The sequence below is a fragment of the Photobacterium sp. GJ3 genome (genome assembly GCF_018199995.1).
Taxonomy (GTDB): Bacteria; Pseudomonadota; Gammaproteobacteria; order Enterobacterales; family Vibrionaceae; genus Photobacterium.
The window spans coordinates 233,658-251,309 of the sequence record NZ_CP073579.1 but is presented as its reverse complement, the minus strand read 5'-3'; the positions used below and the strand labels follow the sequence as shown (position 1 = coordinate 251,309).

The 17,652-nt window shown below is 49.1% G+C and carries 14 protein-coding genes; 3 read left to right on the top strand and 11 right to left on the bottom strand.

The window, feature by feature from the left end; genetic code table 11:
• Nucleotides 1–9: 9 nt before the first annotated feature.
• From tssJ to KDD30_RS17925, 3 genes are all read right to left on the bottom strand, one after another.
• Nucleotides 10–513, bottom strand: coding sequence for a type VI secretion system lipoprotein TssJ (tssJ, locus tag KDD30_RS17935; protein ID WP_211651367.1), 504 nt, complete (start codon nt 511–513; stop codon nt 10–12).
• Nucleotides 506–1,792 (bottom strand): type VI secretion system-associated FHA domain protein, encoded by a 1,287-nt coding sequence (locus KDD30_RS17930; RefSeq protein WP_211651366.1) that lies wholly within the window; start codon nt 1,790–1,792, stop codon nt 506–508. Before KDD30_RS17930 ends, tssJ begins: the two co-directional genes overlap by 8 nt.
• 73 nt (nt 1,793–1,865) lie before the next feature.
• Nucleotides 1,866–2,462: a hypothetical protein gene (locus KDD30_RS17925; RefSeq protein WP_211651365.1), complete on the bottom strand. Its 597-nt coding sequence runs from the start codon at nt 2,460–2,462 to the stop codon at nt 1,866–1,868.
• 727 nt (nt 2,463–3,189) lie between these two features.
• On the opposite strand from KDD30_RS17925, the gene KDD30_RS17920 reads away from it, so the two are divergent.
• From KDD30_RS17920 to KDD30_RS17910, 3 genes are read left to right on the top strand one after another with little or no spacing between them, the layout of a single operon-like run.
• Nucleotides 3,190–4,473, top strand: coding sequence for a type VI secretion system ImpA family N-terminal domain-containing protein (locus tag KDD30_RS17920; RefSeq protein ID WP_211651364.1), 1,284 nt, complete (start codon nt 3,190–3,192; stop codon nt 4,471–4,473).
• A gap of 24 nt (nt 4,474–4,497) precedes the next feature.
• Complete coding sequence (gene tssM, locus KDD30_RS17915) at nt 4,498–7,890, top strand: type VI secretion system membrane subunit TssM (protein ID WP_211651363.1); 3,393 nt, start codon at nt 4,498–4,500, stop codon at nt 7,888–7,890.
• A 36-nt stretch (nt 7,891–7,926) separates the two neighbouring features.
• Nucleotides 7,927–8,379, top strand: a complete 453-nt coding sequence (locus KDD30_RS17910; RefSeq protein ID WP_371826137.1) for an Lrp/AsnC family transcriptional regulator — start codon at nt 7,927–7,929, stop codon at nt 8,377–8,379.
• 139 nt (nt 8,380–8,518) lie between these two features.
• Here the strand turns inward: KDD30_RS17910 and tssG are convergent, their stop codons facing one another.
• The 8 genes from tssG to KDD30_RS17870 form a co-directional block, all read right to left on the bottom strand.
• A complete protein-coding gene (tssG, locus tag KDD30_RS17905; RefSeq protein WP_211651361.1) occupies nt 8,519–9,517 on the bottom strand; it encodes a type VI secretion system baseplate subunit TssG in 999 nt (332 codons plus the stop codon).
• Nucleotides 9,514–11,262 carry a type VI secretion system baseplate subunit TssF gene (gene tssF, locus KDD30_RS17900; RefSeq protein WP_211651360.1) on the bottom strand — a complete coding sequence of 583 codons (1,749 nt, stop codon included), beginning with the start codon at nt 11,260–11,262 and terminating at the stop codon, nt 9,514–9,516. The genes tssG and tssF overlap by 4 nt, the downstream gene beginning before the upstream one ends.
• Nucleotides 11,263–11,273: 11 nt before the next feature.
• Nucleotides 11,274–11,684 (bottom strand): type VI secretion system baseplate subunit TssE, encoded by a 411-nt coding sequence (gene tssE / locus KDD30_RS17895; protein WP_211651359.1) that lies wholly within the window; start codon nt 11,682–11,684, stop codon nt 11,274–11,276.
• Nucleotides 11,685–11,763: 79 nt separating this feature from the next.
• A complete protein-coding gene (gene tssC, locus KDD30_RS17890; protein ID WP_211651358.1) occupies nt 11,764–13,239 on the bottom strand; it encodes a type VI secretion system contractile sheath large subunit in 1,476 nt (491 codons plus the stop codon).
• An 11-nt stretch (nt 13,240–13,250) separates the two neighbouring features.
• A complete protein-coding gene (gene tssB / locus KDD30_RS17885; protein WP_211651357.1) occupies nt 13,251–13,748 on the bottom strand; it encodes a type VI secretion system contractile sheath small subunit in 498 nt (165 codons plus the stop codon).
• Between the two features lie 26 nt (nt 13,749–13,774).
• Nucleotides 13,775–14,707: a type VI secretion system domain-containing protein gene (locus KDD30_RS17880; RefSeq protein ID WP_211651356.1), complete on the bottom strand. Its 933-nt coding sequence runs from the start codon at nt 14,705–14,707 to the stop codon at nt 13,775–13,777.
• The gene (locus tag KDD30_RS17875; protein WP_211651355.1) at nt 14,668–15,294 is read right to left on the bottom strand and encodes a type VI secretion system ImpA family N-terminal domain-containing protein; all 627 of its coding nucleotides are present in this window, start codon (nt 15,292–15,294) and stop codon (nt 14,668–14,670) included. Before KDD30_RS17875 ends, KDD30_RS17880 begins: the two co-directional genes overlap by 40 nt.
• Nucleotides 15,291–17,201 (bottom strand): protein kinase, encoded by a 1,911-nt coding sequence (locus KDD30_RS17870; protein WP_211651354.1) that lies wholly within the window; start codon nt 17,199–17,201, stop codon nt 15,291–15,293. The genes KDD30_RS17875 and KDD30_RS17870 overlap by 4 nt, the downstream gene beginning before the upstream one ends.
• Between the last annotated feature and the right edge of the window lie 451 nt (nt 17,202–17,652).

Genomic DNA, 17,652 nt, shown 5'->3' with positions numbered 1-17,652 from the left:
CTAACTTCCTTAGAAATAAATCTGCTCTACACCTTGGGTGTGTTCCACCGCTAACACGTTATTCTTCAACTTCACGTCCAGAAAATAACTTTTCCGTTCCTCGACCGTATGTATGGTTCGCCAGCTGGTGCCATTGATCTCCCGGAAAGCCACGGCAAACCCGACAGCACGGGTTTCCGGCTGGAGTTTCAGAAATTCGGTTAAATCCTGCCCGGGTTCCAGCTGATACTCGTACCGTTTGATGTATTCATCCCCCAGTGCGGCCTTGTCATTTTCAAACAAAGAGAAAAAATCCAGACTCCGGAACAGAACAGGCGATGAGAGCTCATAAACTCTCAGAATGGCTGGGGACGACAGTCCATTCGGGCGCACATTCAGGCTCTTATCGGTTGAAATCTGTACTTCGATTTCTGCAGTTTCAGGGATCAAACCCGCCGTATCTTTAAACTGTTCCCAGACGGCACAGCCGGAGAGTGCAAATGCCGCAAAACATCCCAGTAAGTAATTACGCATTTTGCTCCTGTGTAAGTTCTCTGTACTTTGCCGCAAGGCTGTCGTTCAGACCGTCTTCCGGTTCAGATTGCCAAGTGGATTGCTGTTTCGCGAAGTGTGCCTGATAGGCTTGCCAGGTTCGCTGATTTTTCAGCCAGCTCCCCCGGTGTTCCTCTTCAAAAACTGCCGGGGAGAGCGCTTCCAGATGCTGCTGAAACAGGGCTGCTTTCGCTTGATTCAGGCGCGTCCGATGAATCTCCAGCTCTTCCTGGATATGCTCAACCAGTTCTGAAGGATCAAGCACTGAGTCCTGATACAGCGACATCATGCTGTCGAGCAGGTGTGCTTGCGCCTTTCCGTTTTCCCCAGCTAAAGCCAGAGATTGATTGAGCTCCGAATTCATCACATTCAGGCAAGCTCTCAGGCAAAGCCCCATTTGTTTGTGCCAGTTGTCATCACACAGATGCCGGTGCTGCGCCGATAAGCCCAATCCATCCAGAAAAGCAGATTCAGCCGATTGATTCACAGCAGTCAGCGTCCCGGTTGTGACAGGCAGGCCAACCGATCGCGGCTCCGGCACGGGTTCAACAACGGCTTGCTGTTTGGGCAGCACAGGTTCTGGCACATGCTCCGGAGAGGGAGCTGACTGCTGGACCGGAGGCTTTGCGACAGGTTTAGCTTGCGGCTTCGGTTGATCCGAACCAAAATTCCAGTTTTCCGGGATCAGGCTGGGGATATCCATTTCTGAGTGGATGCTATCACTGTCATCCAGCATCTGGCGCTGTTGGTGGTGTTGTGCCAAATCCACTTCAGGCTGAGGGTGTTCATCTTTCAGCAACGATTCAGACACGTCGTCTTCGTCCTGCAGATGATACAAAGGTTCCGTAGAATCTGCTTTGGTATCTTTCGGTAAGAACAGCTCTTCTACGGTGCCTTCTGTCATTTCCTCTGGTTTCGGTGGCAGAATGACATCCAGGGTTTCGACCGGGTCAATACTTTTCATTTCCGGCATGATGTCATCAGCAAGATTGATATGCTGAACCTGATTTTCAAAATGCACCGTAAACTCATAACGGCCCACGGACACCGCGTCCCCTTCCTGTAATGCAGAAGGCTGATTTTTCAAAGCCCGCTTCCCATTAATAAAGGTGCCATTGGTGCTGATGTCATTCAGATAAAACTCACCGTTGTAACTGGTGATCAGCGCATGTGTCCCGGACAGGTATTTATTGTGATCTTCCAGGTGAAAATAACACTGGGCACTGCGGCCGATACTTCCGCCCTGACTGTCAAATTCCATTTTCTTCACCCCGACGTATTCTTCCGGGGCACTGTTCACTGTGAGAATGAGCGTTTTGTGCGTCATAAGCGATTTAGAATAATAAGGATAGAGAAAACTCAATGCCGCCCAGGCCGTCATTCACAGGAATGATGAAAGTCGCCTGCGGCACTAACTGTAAATGAGCATCCGGATTGCTGCCGATTTTCAGGACAGTTCCGGCATTCAGCAACAAACTTGCCTCAAAGGCATTTTTATCCGGTAGCTGAGTGCCATATTTAAACTGGTCTGAATCGACAATCCAGCGCTCGTCATACTCACTGTAAGCCAAAGATACGCCCGCACCGATATAGGGCGTCAGCCAGCTGGCAATCGGAAACGCATACTGGGGCAACACCCTGAACTCATAGTTGGTGATTTCCTGGTAAATGCCATTCTGAGGTGCCGGAATGCTGTCCTGCAGATAATTCAAACCGAACCACCAGCGCCACCGGGCACTGTTGTCATCAATCGGACGGGTATGAACCAGCCCCCAACGCAAGCTTTGGTTTTCACCGGCCTCACCTTCTTCAGCAGTTGAAGTAAAGTCGTAGTAAGCACCAGTCACACCAAAGCGCTCTCCCTTGGCAAAGGCAGTCGTCGCATGAATCAAACAGTAAGAAACAAAAAATACTTTCAGAAGACGAGGCATAATGTTCGCGTTCACTAAATTAAAAACCTCTGAAAGATAAACGCATGAATTAATGAATTCAAGCCTTCATTGGCCCCTCAATAAATTTAGTTATTTTGCCTGCTGATAGTTTCACTTTCACTGACAAACCCGTGAATTTAACACCTCTCTCCACTTCCCTAACCGCGTCATTCACAACAAATCTGTCAAAACTGTCTGAAATTGAATTGTGAAGTCTGTTCCACTTAATTATTTTGGTGAACATTAAATTCTGTATTTCATATATGGAACACAAATCACAAACAAATTAAAAACCAATATTTTCAATGAGTTATATAAGAACAAAACAATCAATACATTATTCACAACAACATCAGAAATTAGTAATATTTCAATAACAACGAATAAAAACAGAGACCTAGAGTGCAGGTGAAATGATTCTGTGATCTTAACCCAGCAAATATGTCATACACTTAGTTTCGTATACTTGATATGTTTAGAATGTTCTCAATTAAAGGGTGCTAAATACAAAACGAAGTTAGTTTGTTGACAATAAACAGCCCCGAATGACGAAACGACAGGGCGAGATGATTTAAAGGTATATCAATCAAATCCTCAGAGATGAAAAAAGAGAGAAAAATTCTCATCGGAAATTAAAAAAACGAACCCGATCTGGCCGTGGCTGCTCAGCGTTTTTCAGCCACCATAGATTTTATTGCTTATTATTTTTTAAGTTGGCTAAATCACAATGAAATTCACTGATATTGCACTTCGACCAATATCGGCGCAGTCGCCTGTTGGTCAAGATCCACGCTCACTGGATCTGTTTTCTGATCTCAAGCGCAACGTGAACCGACTCAGCAGTGTCGTTTCTCCTGCGCCGTGGCGAGACATCTTTTCTGCCGCCGAAATTCTGCTGACTTCCCACAGTAAAGACTTTCGCTGTGCCAGCTATTACTGTGTCGCTGCCTGCCGTATTGAAGGCTTAAAAGGTGCAGTGAACGGGCTGAGTGTGCTCAATGACCTCTGTATCGTTTACTGGCATACCGCCTACCCGAGTGTTCATAAACCCAATGCCAGAATTCAATCTTTCGACTGGATTGCAGAACAGCTGCCCATCGCCTTGAAAAAAATCCGGGTCACACTGAAGGATCAGGCACTGGTTGAATCCGGGCATCGTTTTGCACTGAATTTAGAAAAAGAATTACAGCAGCAATTGGGAAGTCAGGCTCCCTCTCTGGGTCCGGTTCGTCGACAGTTTACCGAGTGGAAGGACTATCTGGACGAACTGGCCGAAAAGGAAAAATCCAGACATAAAAACCAAACAGTTACGGCACCAGCGCCTCGCCCCACTCCTGCTGCTGAAAGCCATCCAAATCCGGCACAAGAACCCGCGGATCTGGAAAGCAAACCGAAACTTCCAGCCTGGTGTTATTGGCTTGCCACGGTATTTGTCTTGGGCTCTCTGGTCTTTTCGATTGCCGCAATCCGTCAGTATCTCTACCAACGGGATATTCCTGCAGCATCCGCTGCACAACTTGAAAAAATTACCGAGCAGCTGATTGATGCGGAACCTTATTTTAAAAATCGACTGAAAGAAGACGTCCTGGCCCGGACCAATGCGTTAATGCAGGACTGGACTGCTTTTCCGGAACGGGTCTATCACCACCAGATTCTGGAGCAGCTCGCAGAGAACGTGAATTTACTGTATCCGGATTCAATCGCCGCGAAAGCAGCTGTTTCGCAATATCACGCAGGAAAAGCGACGCTGTCAGGTGATTATCAGTCGATTAATCAACAATTTAAGAGAGCAAGGACCATCATTGCCAACGCCGCACTGGTCGATGACAGCGACAATACCAATGCCGCATATAAATTCAGTAATACTCTTTTCCCATTCCTTGGTCGCTTAGATTATTTGGAGAAAGGTCACATTAGCCAGGACGACATTTTAAAAGCACAGAAAACTTTAAGTGCTTACCAGTACCGGCTCATGGAAATCGCAAATCAATACAAAGAACAAAACCAATAACAACGACAGGCGGGTTATATCTTGATGCGTAAACTGAAAACTCCGGGAGTAGTTATTCTGCTCTCCGCCGTACTTCTTTCTGTACTCTATGGCGTATTCGCATACTTCGTTCTGGACTTATCTCCGGGTCATTACCTGACATGGGGACCTATCGCACTGGTGTTTACCGCTGCAGTCCTGATCTTCATCGGCTATGAAGTGAAAAAGCGAAAATCCAGAACCAGTACAGACATCGAAACCGAAGAAGAAACACTGAAAGGTCTGCTGGCATCGCTGCTGAAGGGAAACAGCCACAAGCCGATTTACCTGTTGCTGGGCAATAAAAAGTCAGGCAAAACATCCCTGCTGACCAGCTCACACGCGATCAAACCCATTGATCATAAAAATACCCTGCAGACAGATTATTTCGTCTGGTACGAGTCTGATCACGCCATTTACATCAAGCCAGCGCCACGGTTGATTTATCAGGATACGTCCAATACGGATCAGACACTGTGGAAAGCATTTCTGGATAAAATCATCGCAACCAAACCACGTAAACCCTTTGCCGGTTGCCTTTATGTGGTTGATCTGGAGTTTCTGATCACACAGGAAGAATCCCAGCGTGATTACATTCTGGATATCATCAATACCCGGTTAAGTGACATCACAAATATCACTTACAGTGCCCTGCCCGTGTATGTCTTCCTATCGAAGATCGACAAACTGCAGGGGTTCAAAGAGTTTGTTTCCCTGAGTCCGCTGAAAGCACAGCTGGAACATCTGTCGATTTCGCTCAAAGATGCCAAAGGCACACTCAATGACATTTTTGACAACGGTTTCTACGCCATTCTGAGCAAAATGGAACAAAGCACACTGGATTGCGCGGCCATGGAACGCTCTCTGGTCAATAACAGTGCGCTGGTCACGTTCCCGAAACAGTTCGAGCTGTGTCATGACCTGCTGAAAAACACACTCAATAAAGTCCGACTGGAAAAAGACGGCTTCCATATGGTCGATATCCGGGGACTGTATTTCACATCCAGCCATCAGGGCGGACGGAAATACAACCTGCTGGCCAAGGGCTGCAGTAATTATTTCAATGTCCCGATGATCGCGTCGGAACATGATCAACTGACAGAATCGCCGCTGTTTACCCGATTCATTATCGATGAGCAGGTCCTGCCAGAAGCAAACTTTGCCGGTGAGAATAAGCGCCACCTCAAACAACTGATCCGTAAAAGCCGCATTACCATGGCCGCTTGCGTGAGTTTGCTGGGTGTGAGTGGTTACTATTTCCTGACGACCACACAAAATAATATCTCCATTATCAATCAACTGCTGGACGTGGCAGCCGATCAAACGCCGGATGACAGCCGGGCGCAACTCAGTCAGCAGATTGCCACCATCTCCAATGGTATACACCCACTCTATCAGGCCTGGGTGGATGCCAGCCGCCTGCTGGATGAGAAAATGATTGATATCAACGTGGACAAACTGGATAAAACGACGCAAATCGCTTATCGCCATTTGCTGGACAGCGTTCACGAAAAACTGATGCCACTGATTGAAACCCATATCCGTCAGGAACTGGCACAAAACAATCTGTCTCATCAGGAAAAACTGCACCTGCTCAAAACCTACCTGATGCTGAGTGAAAAAAATAAACGGGACTACAGCTTCATGCTGAAGTCTATTTCCCGGATCATCGCGGACGACTTTGGGACACAAGGCAGCTATGCCAGTGTGAAAGACTATCTGGCGGTTTATTTCAAAACCAATTTTCCGGCCATTCAGATCAACTGGGATCTGGTGCGGACAACTCGCCGTGAGCTGCTGTCTCAGTCTAAAGTTGATATTGCCTACAGCCAGATTCTGAACAGTGGTCGTGATGCAGATTTGGGTGTCCTGAGTATTCCGCGTGCGATTGGCTTTAATTTCGGGGAAGTATTCTCAACAAACAACGGCAATCAGGACGAGTTAAACATCAATAAAATCTACACCGCGACGGGTTTTACAACCTTCTACCGGCCGTTGTCTGAATCTCTGTCTCAGGATTTGATTGCCGACAACTGGGTGCTGGGGCTGTCGAACAACACCCAGCCGTCTGAAGAAGAACTGAAAGCCTTCCAGGCTAAAGTGCGCCGCAAGTATACCGATGATTACATCAACGTCTGGCGGACAGCGATCAGTGATCTGCGCTTCAAGCGCTTCAGCAATATCGTGGATATGACCAACGCCATCGACATTATGTCTGGCCCGGCTTCGCCTTTGAGTACGATTCTGAACCTGCTGTATACCAATACCAAGTATTCACCGGAAGCGTCTGCTCTGGCTCAGTTAGCGCCGAAAGACCAACGTCTGAATCAAGCCGCTGATGCCTTAAAAGCAACGGCAGAGAAAGTGATTGAGCCGGATTATGAGCTCATGAGCCGGGTCGAAAAAACATTCGCGGTCATTAATAACCTGCAGACCAGTGAAACTGAGAATTCTCAGGCCCCCTGGGATCAGGTCATCAGCTCCCTGAGTAATCTGCGTGCTTATCTGAAGCAAATTACAGATGCGCCGAATGTTCAGCAAGCCGCGCTGGCAGCCGCAAAAGCCCGCATGCGTGAAACCGAAGCAGACCCGATTGTGCGCCTGAAACAAGTCGCGCAGAAAACGCCTGAACCGGTGAAGAGCTGGCTGAATGAAATTGCTCACCAAGCCTGGGCAACCCTGCTTTCAGAATCTGAACTGGGCATTCAGGAACTGTGGACCAGTAACGTATACAGCCAGTTCGCGCTGGTTGGCCAAAACAAATATCCGTTCAATAAACAGGCACCAACCGAGATTTCACTGACTGATTTTGAAGCGTTTTTTGCCGCGCAGGGCACGCTGGACGGGTTCATTAAAGATAACCTGTCGCCGTTCTACGATACCAACCTGTGGCAAGCCAAACGGGTGGACGGTGAAACGCTGAAACTGTCGCAGGAAATGATCACGCAGATGAAAAATTACACGATGATCAAAAACGTTCTGTTTGATCCGACCTCCAATAAATTCAAGATTGATTTCAGCTCACGCTTTATCGATCTGGACTCCAGTGCCATTCGTGCCAATGTCGATTTCGGCGGCGAGTCGCTGGATTACTACCACGGTCCGGCCAAGAGCAAACAATTTGTCTGGCCACCGGAAAGCAACGAGTTTTTCGTCAACGTCAATATTCAGGACATTACTTCAAGTGGAGAGCAGCACAAAAAAGCTAAAGAGGGATTCTGGTCCATCTTCCGTCTGTTGAACGAGTCAGCGCTTGAACCAACAGCCGATGGTGGATTTAACGCGGACATTCTTGTATCGGGACGCCAAATGACGGTGAAGATCAAGCCGTCGAATTCTAATAATCCGTTCCTGCTGCAGGAACTCTACAACTTCGCTGTTCCAGAACAGATTCAGTAAGTTGGACGCCTAGGTTAATCAAAGTCGAGAATAAAGATAATGAGTACTTTACATAGCAACAGCATTGACCGAATTGATAGGAAGATATTGTCAAGTCTGCTGGTTAACGGACGTGAATCAATCGCCAATATGGCCCGCAGTGTGGGCCTTTCCAGAACAGCGGTGGCTGAGCGGATCACCCGCATGGAAAAGTCGGGCGTGATTGAAGGTTATACTGCGAAAATTGGTCAACAGAAGAGTTCGAGCTTAACCAGCTGCTATTTACTGATTAAATGCCAAAACGGCTGGAAGAAAAAAGTCTGTGACAGTCTCCGGGAAATCCCGGAGATCAAAACCATCAGCGTGGTCGGGGGTGGTTTTGACATCATCACCCTGCTGGAGGCCTCTTCCCTGCATGTGATGAATGAACTGTGCGACGAAGCGGAAAATATTGCCGGTATTAAGGAATTACACACCACGGTCGTATTCCATAGTCCGATTTGCCGATGAAGCGGCGACGAATGTTGAAGCATCGCACTCAGTGAACTGAACCGCGCACTTCACTTTATCGTTCATCAGAAACAAATACAGGCACACCGCCCCGCTGCAAAACGCAGCAGATGCCGTGTGCCTGTTCTCAATGAAAAAATCACACCGCGCCAATGACAACAACAGTTTCTTTCTCTCCCTGAACATGGCCCAGCCAGCTCACCTGTCCCAGTTTGTTTGCGCCTGCCACGCCCAGAATACTGGCCGGTAAACCATCGGTTCTGACTTCCATTTTCAGATCCCAGGCCATTGGGTCGCGCAGTACAAATCGCATCAGCTCTTTCAACAGGACATAGCCCTGTTCACCCGGCAGAAAATGACAGTACTGCTCAAAACTCAAATCATGAAACACCAGGTTAAACTTCCCGGTAATATCGGTCAGATGATCTCCCAGGTGATAATCACGCCCCAAGACACAATTGACATGGCCCAGTTGATTGAGCTGAGACGGCGCAATTTTCACCCGGCGGGGAATCCACTCTTCGATACTGACTTTATTCAGGTTAAAGCAGTGAGCCACCACACCGGAAACCAGATTCGGAGAACGGGTACGGGAAGAAAGCTGACCGATGTAAGACAGCAGCTTTGCCCTGTCGAAATGAAAGTCGCTTTCTTCACTCAGCTCAGAAGAGATGCCAATCAGGTTGAACAGATTCCGCGACAGCGGGTCAATCGCCCCGGATTCATACCGAACGTGATATCTGTACTTCTTCCAGATCCGGTACAGATGCGACAAATACCGGTGATGAAAGAAGTCAAAAAAGTCTTTGACCGGGTTATCTTCCCCTTCACGACCCGCCAGTTTTTCGGTATAAGCCGACGGCAACGGCGAGCCTGTGCCATGCAGTCCCCCGAAGTTGACGATCAGGTTCGGCACGTCCCGGCCCCCCCAGTGCACCTGATCAAACTGCGTGATATCCGAACGGGGAAACCCCAGTTCAGGGGAAATTCTGAAGCGGATAAACTCTTCAGACTGGGTTTTCGCCAGACCTACCGAGGCAAACTGCTCAGGGTATTTTTTCTTTGCATTGGCCTCCAGCAGATACACCGCCTGAAAGAAGGCAAACTCATGGCTGGATTCTTCAATCTTCTCGATCATATGACCGCCTGCTTGCCCTGATTACCGTCCCAGCGATAAATTTCACCGGTTTTCACATCGACCACTTCCAGCTCTGAAAATGAGTTGATACTGGAATACAACGAGAAAAACTCATTCAGAATCGAGACCAGCAAGTACATATCGCCTTCATTGGCAAACATGGCTGAGTCCATCTGAAGTTCAATCAGATTGCCGCGGATCGGCAAGCCCCGATAAATCCGTTCAACCGGTTTCATGCTGATCGCTTTAATGCCATTCAATCGGTTGGCCGAAGCCCGCTGAGACTGCCGATCACTGCGCGAGTGAAAGTCATAAATACTCAGCATCATTTTCAGCACATCGGTATCAATCAGCGACAGATAATTCAGCGACATATTGGCAATCAATTGCCAGTGCAGACTGCTGTCAATTTGCGGGCTGACCGACACCGTCGGCTTGGTCAGGTTGGTGAAATCCGCATAGTTGGTCGACTTGTGCGTGGTGAAACTGATATCGCCCGGCGCTAATCGCTGAGGCAGTTTGCCATTGGTACAGGTCAGCTTGATCAGCACGGTTTCGGTTTCCAGATTGGCAACGCCGGCATTGTGATCAAAGAAAGAGATGTAATGCGATAAACCTTTCCCGGTCACATGCTCCGAGACTTTCACATTGTAATAATGGCGTTGATGATCAATGCCCAGCTGATGCTCAAAGGATTCAAACGGCAGATAATCAACCTGACGCCGGTTTTCATTACTCCAGCCGCGCACCTGATTCACCGAATAGACTTCAAAGTTCTGCTGGCGACTGCTTTGCGGGCGCACATGGTATTCAGTACGTTTGTGATCCAGACGGATCGGGTCCGCATCCATATCAAAGACATTGGCAATCGGCGTACAGAACAGGCGCAGGTTTTTCTCCCGGATCGTGACTTCTGACGGCAAAGAACGAGAGAAATTAAATACCAGACTCATGGTGTTCTGGTTCGGCACCCCTTTCAGCCAGTCCAGCCCGACAATATCAAAGAACATGAATTTATCGGGCATCGCAAAGTATTCCTGCACTAAACGGTAACCCGAAAACGAGTTGGGGCCGTAAGGCATCAGCGACTGATCATCATCAAACCCGACTTTCTGAATACAGGATGCCGGTAATTTCCGGCTGCCGCCGCCGGCAAGGACGACTTCGACACTGTCGAGGTAACGAAACAGCCACAAATACAGAATGCGCGAAATATGGAGTTCGCCGTGAATATGAAAACGAAGTGTATCTAACCCAATACGTGACAGCTCTACGCCACTGTCTGTCGTCAGTGTGATGTTCAGATGACTGTTGGACCGTGTATTTTGCTGTGTAACCGAAGACAGGAGCAGCGGATACAGATCCACGTCATAACAGGTCCGGAAAATACACTGTGAATCATCCACCTGCGTGCTGGCCATTTCATGGCCACGGGTGACCGTGGTTTTTTGCGTCACACTGGCTTCATGTGGTTTTAACTGCGCAATACTCATCGAAGGCACGGAGCGCAAATAATGCGGCCAGAGTAAAGCAATCAGGGATTGAGTCAGCTCAGGAAGCTCATCATCCAGCTTCTGGCGGAGTTTGCCGTTGAGAAATGCAAAACCTTCCAGCAACCGTTCCACGTCCGGGTCATTGCTGCTTTCAGACAGAAATTTCGTTAACTGCGGGTGACTTTTGGAAAATTCAGAGCCTGCTTCTTTCAGAAAGGAAAGCTCGTCCTGGAAATACTTGCTATAGGTCATACTCGTCGGCTCTATACAGAAAACTTACCGTCTACGCCTACGGATAAGTCGATATTCATCATGGTTTTCTTGTCGTTGTGATACACCTCACCACTGACGGCAAAATTCAGCTGCAGCGGATTATCCGCGTGGGGAATATACCGGACGACAACACCGGTTAATCGGGGTTCATATTTTTCGATTGTCTGTTTCACACTGTGCCGGATTTCTCTGACAATGTTGGATTTATCCGCCAGCACATCATTGAAATCAGGCAGCCCGTAATCCAGCGCAATCATGGCGTTGCCGGTATGCGTATTCAGCAAATCCGCCAGATGATAATGAATCGACTCAATCAGATACTGAGTTGATCCGACGGTATCGTAGCTGTTTTTCGATTCGCCCAGCTCAATGCGTTCCAGTAATCGGTAACCTTTATCCATTGATTTCCACAGAAATAATTGAGCGGCAGTCTGTCAGGCGCCTCAGCGAAGCGCATCACAGCCACCGCTCCTTGACTGATTACTGATCCAGTTTACCTACCAGAGACAGCTCGAAGCTTGCACCCATGTACTTGAAGTGCGGACGCACTGCCAGAGAAACACGGTACCAGCCCGGATCACCTTCCACATCAGACACTTCAACACGTGCTGCACGCAGTGGACGACGACCACGAACCTCTGCCGGTGGATTTTCCTGATCAGACACGTACTGACGGATCCACTTGTTCAGTTCAATTTCCAGATCCGTACGCTCTTTCCACGAACCAATCTGCTCGCGCTGCAGCACTTTCAGATAGTGCGCCAGGCGGTTGATGATGAACATGTATGGTAGCTGTGTGCCCAGCTTATAGTTGGTTTCTGCTTCTTTGCCTTCCGGCGTGTTGCCAAAGAACTTCGGTTTCTGAACCGAGTTGGCCGAGAAGAATGCCGCGTTATCAGAACCTTTACGCATGGTCAGGGCAATAAAGCCTTCTTCTGCCAGTTCGAATTCGCGACGGTCAGAGACCAGCACTTCTGTTGGGATCTTGGTTTCAATACGACCCATGGATTCAAAGTTATGTACCGGCAGGTCATTCACCGTACCACCGCTCTGCGGACCGATGATGTTCGGACACCAGCGGAATTTCGCAAAGGACTCGGAAATACGAGACGCCAGTGCATACGCTGAGTTCCCCCACAGATAGTGGTCATGACTCGCCGAAACATTCTCGTTATAGTCGAATGCTTTGATCGGGTTGTCGGCCACAGAATATGGCGAGCGCAGCATGAAGCCTGTGGTACACAGACCCAGATAGCGTGAATCTTCGTGCTCACGCAGGCCACGCCACTTGGTGTACTGCGGACCTTCAAACACAGACTTCAGATCTTTCAGGTTTGGCAGCTCTTCATAGCTGTCGACCCCGAAGAACTGAGGACCGGCAGAAGTCAGGAACGGTGCATGAGACATCGCACCCACGTTTGCCATGTATTCCATCAGTTTGATGTCTGGTGATGCAGACGTCAGTTTGAAGTCACAGATCACCGCACCCACAGGTTTACCACCAAACTGGCCGTATTCACGGGTATAGATCTGCTTGTACAAACCAGATTTCACCACTTCCGGCGCGTCGTCGAAGTCATCCAGCACTTCGTTTTTCTTCGCAGAAATCACTTCAATCTGAATGTTCTCGCGGAAGTCCGTCTGATCAACCAGATACTTCAGGCCACGCCAGGACGATTCGATTTGCTGAATCTCTTCTGAGTGCAGAATCTCATCAACCTGAGCAGACATCTTCTGATCAATCTCGGAGATCATCAGATCCACCAGCGACTGATCAACTTTGTCGGATACGTTTTTACTCAGCAATTCAGAGATAAACGCTTCCACGCCCCGTTTCGCCACGTCAAAGCCTTCATCAGATGGCTTCATACGGGTTTCATTCAAAATACTGTCTAACAGAGAACCGGATTCAGCCAGTTGTGCATCCTGTTCCGGTGTCATCGCTTCAGTTGTCATGTGCCACCTGCTTATTCTTCTTTGTTTGCATCGATGCTCAGTTCACTGAGCAGTTTGTTCCGTGCTTCATCGTCTTGCAGTACCTGAGCGATACGCTTACGGAAAGCCGGGACGTTACCCAGCGGGCCTTTCAGCGCAACCAGGGCTTCACGAAGTTCCAGCAGACTGCTGAGTTCAGGAACCTGACGGGCAATCGCTTCGGGAGAGAAATCTTTCACATTCTTGAACGTTAGATCGACGCCCAGTTGCGCACCTTCTTCGTCGCTCAGACGATTGGCAACATTCACTTTCACGTTCGGTGCGAATGCACTCAGCACATCGTTGAAGTTGTCTTTATCAATGCTGACCGGATCCCGATCTTCGATCGGTGTTTCGTCATCACGGCCCGTGAAATCACCAACCACCATCATATTCAGGGGCAGTTCGACCTCTTCCTGAGCATCACCCGTGGCAGGCACGTACCGGATATTAATTCGCTCTTTTGGAGCGACTGAACCATCTTTAGACATAACTTGTCCTTCTTAGCAGCTATATGTTAATGAACGGCTTTCAGCCATTCTCTGTACTTATCGGGAAAGGCTTCTTCCCGTGAATAAATCTGAGTCAGTGTTGAAGACAGTAACTGCTCCAGTTCGGTATCCAGGTGTGGTTCCCAATAACTCAAATGAACCCGCTCTCTTTCCGGCCAGATCACTTCAAGGTGCGGTAACGCCAGGCTGAACAGCCCGTTGTTGTGCAGTAATTTGGCCAACTGCAGATGCAGGAGAAACTTTGAACGTCCGGACTGCGCCTCATCCAGTTTTGCCGACGCGGAAACCAGCAGTTTTCCGAGTGCTGCGCCATCCAGATGGTCGCCATCCAGCTCACCCAGCAGCTCTGCCAGTCCTTCGCTGACGCCCTGCCCCGCACCTGACGGCCCTGCCGCCAGCCATTGCCGGGTGGCGTCATCCGCAAATGGGGTGGCATCCTCAAACGTCAGCGCATCAATGCCTTCCAGACGCTGCGTTAACCGGCGCGTCTCTTCGCGCACCGCTTCTGCGGCCGGGTCAAACCCCATCAATTTGAGCATGTCAAACATCAACCGGTGGCCACTGAGCCAGAACGGTGTATTGCGCAGGCTCTTTTCCAGACGCCGGTAATGCTCGTCAACCGATTTAGCCGAGATGGCCGCCTCATAATCCGCCCGCGTATCCTGATTCACCGGCAGACGCAGCGGCGTTTTGCCCTCAGCATCGTGCGGCGGTAATTCATCCACGTCCATCCAGGTCAGATAGCGTCCAACCTGATACGCCAGTGGCATGGCCGGGTTCTGGTGGATCAGATGCTCTGCCATTTGCTCCAGCGACTTTTTATCAGTATCCCCGCTCAGCGACGTCATCGTTGAAGGAACAGGTGCCGTTGCCACCGGCTTCGGCTTGGCTGTCGGTGTCACAGGGACTTCAGCCACTTTCGAAGGGGCTTCCGCCACCGGAGCCGGTTCAGGCTCGGGGGGTTCACCTCGGGGGAAGGTGGCGCACCCAACTGGCGACTTTGGGTCGACAGTACATCCCGGGCACCCAGCATGGACGCTTCAGAACCGTCAAACACTTCGCTCATCGAAAAGCTGATGTCCTGACAGAGCGCAGCGCAAGCTTCCAGATCGGCGTATTCCGGGTTTTCCAGCTTCGGAACGACCCCCTCGATCTGTTTATTCAGCCATTCGATAGCCCCGTCCCGACCTCTGGCCCGCGCCGGATACAGTGCCTTGCCAAATTGCTCCAGGGCTGATTTCAGCAGCTGTAAGCCGGCTTTCAACCCTTCACAGCCGTGGTGCTCTGCCCAGGCACGGCCCATGTAGGCCATGGCTTTGAGATCCTTGCTGTGCTGGAGCAGCACGATTTCTGCCTGTTGCTCCACCACCTGCCAGTCAACGGTTTCGCCAAAGAGCGAGCCAAACTTTTTCACTTCCGCTTCCATGAGCTCATAACACAGCTCATAGCGGGCATCTTCACCGACAGGCTGATCCGCACTGATGGGCGATAACAATGCATCCAGACGAGTGTTCAAATCACTCATGCTTCCCACTCCCAATCCGGTAAAACAATTGCGGTGACATTCTTGGCATTAATACTCAACGCTCCCGCTTTAAACTGGGACTCGCTGCCCTGCTCAATATCTTGCTTTAATTGCGCTTTCACTTGCGCCAGTCGCTCGGGCGCAAATGTTTTCACGTCCTGATAGGCTTGCTGAATAATGCTTTTATCCACCACCAGATCAGACTGCAGCGACTGCCGCAGGATATATTCCCCGCGACGGGCATACAGCAACGCACCCATGGTGCGAATATCTTTGCTTTCCGGAAAAACTTCCTGCGCATTTTCAATCAGGGTGGAAGCGTCTTTAAAATTCGCTTCGTCCATCAAACTGGAGACCTGAGCCAGTGTTTTAACGACGGTCTGATACCGTACTTCACGGGCATAGTAATAGGCTTCCGCCGTGGCCTTTTGCCATGCGGATTCAAAGGCCTGACGCGCAAATACAACATCACCGACTTCCATTAAATTCAGGGCTTCATCCGGTGTGATTGCACTTTCACGGTTAAAACCTTCGTTTTGCAGCAAGGTATTGACTCGCCCCTGAGCACTAGCCAATTGTTTTTCAATGTGCACAGAATCGCTGGCTTTTCCGCCCTGCATTAAACGGCGCATGGTAATCAGTTCATTTTTAATTGCGGTCAATTGTTCCTGACGGATTTGGTGTGCTTGTTGCTCATCTTCCAGCACCGAGCTTAAACGCAGATAAATTTGTTTTTCCCGTTCCGATTTCTTCCGGTCATATGCTTCAACAATCGCGACGGCTGTTTTAGAAAGCTCCGGTGTTTCCGACGTAAATTCATTTAAAAACTGATAGGTGAACCATGAGGTATCGTCCGGCTGAAAGACTTTACCGTCGTACACAAAACTTGCCGGCTCAGTTGGAACGACCGGACTGTCCGCCTCAAATGCGAAGGTATACAGGTTTCGAAGCACCAGAAAAGACACCAGTATCAACGTGGCGCAAATCAGGGTGATTTCCAGCGACTTCCAGCTGTCGACCGCCTCAAACGTGCTGTGCTTTTTCCGGCTTAAGACCAGATCTGCATTTCGCATGCTGCTGAATAAGGGTGCGTTCGACAGCGGGGTGTCCGTGTCAATCTGGCCCAGCACCTGTGCAAACTGAATCGGCGTATAACCATGGTAGCGAGGCTTACTGATCACCGATTGAATCGCTTTCCAGACATGAGGCGGAATCACAACCGGTCGTTTCTGACCATGAATCACCATGCCAATTTCCGCACTGGCAGTGACACCCAGAAATAGGCAATACGCCAGAACAGCCAAGGAATACACATCATCTTCCGGCTGACCGATTCCGGTGCGGACGTAATCCGGTGAAGCATAATTCAGGCTGGCTTCCACATGCTCACCGTCTTCGCCGACATATTGCGCGGCACCAAAATCAACCAGACGAACCGCGTCATCCGTCCCAACCAGCACATTGGAGGGTTTGATGTCCAGATGACACACGCCCTGTGTATGTGCGTAATCCAGTGCGCCTGCCAATTGATAAATCAGCCATGCAATATGATCTGCCCGAAAGCCGCCCTGATGATGACGACTGATTTTCTGAGTCAGGTTCTCACCCGCGACCCATTCCATAAAAAAGTAGGGCGTCGAAAACTCATGGCCAACCTGAACAAATTTGACGACATTCGGGTGCTGACACACTTCAAGTTTGGTTGCTTCACTCAATAAAGCTTTTTCAGCAGCGGCGTTCCCGCGTTCCTGCACGGATTTACAGCAGATCACCTGATTGGGATCCTCTTTATCCGCCAGTTTGTACAATACAGTCCCACGGCCAGGCTTGGTGATTGTCTCCAGAATATCAAACTTCGCTCGCAGGCTTTCCTCCAGAGAAGGCTTGCTTGCAAGTTCCAATTCCATTTGACGTTTCTTTTTTTTCATCAGCGCACGGTTGATGACTTCATCAATCGCAGAAACGTGTTGATTACCAGACTCAGACAAAGGGAGACACCAGCCATAATTGAACAGATGGCTGGAGTTTAGAATTCTCTTATTAAGTATTTCAATAGCCTATTTAAATTCCGGCTTTTTGATAGCCAAGAAAGTCATTTTCACTATAAGAAAGCTCATAATGAAACATGCTGAAAGACAGAATCGAGGCAGGTATTCTTAGGAGGTTTGATGAAGGGTTGATCTTGCTCACAAATCGTGGGGGCATGCATATTAACCTTGAACTCAATCATTTTAAAGTCTTGTTTGAAACATTTTTAATCCTTCTCAGAAACAGTCGCCTTGGCAAAAAATCTGACTTTTCAACCGACTGAAATATCGACAGAACTATCATCAAAAACTAACCTGAAAATAGAGTCAT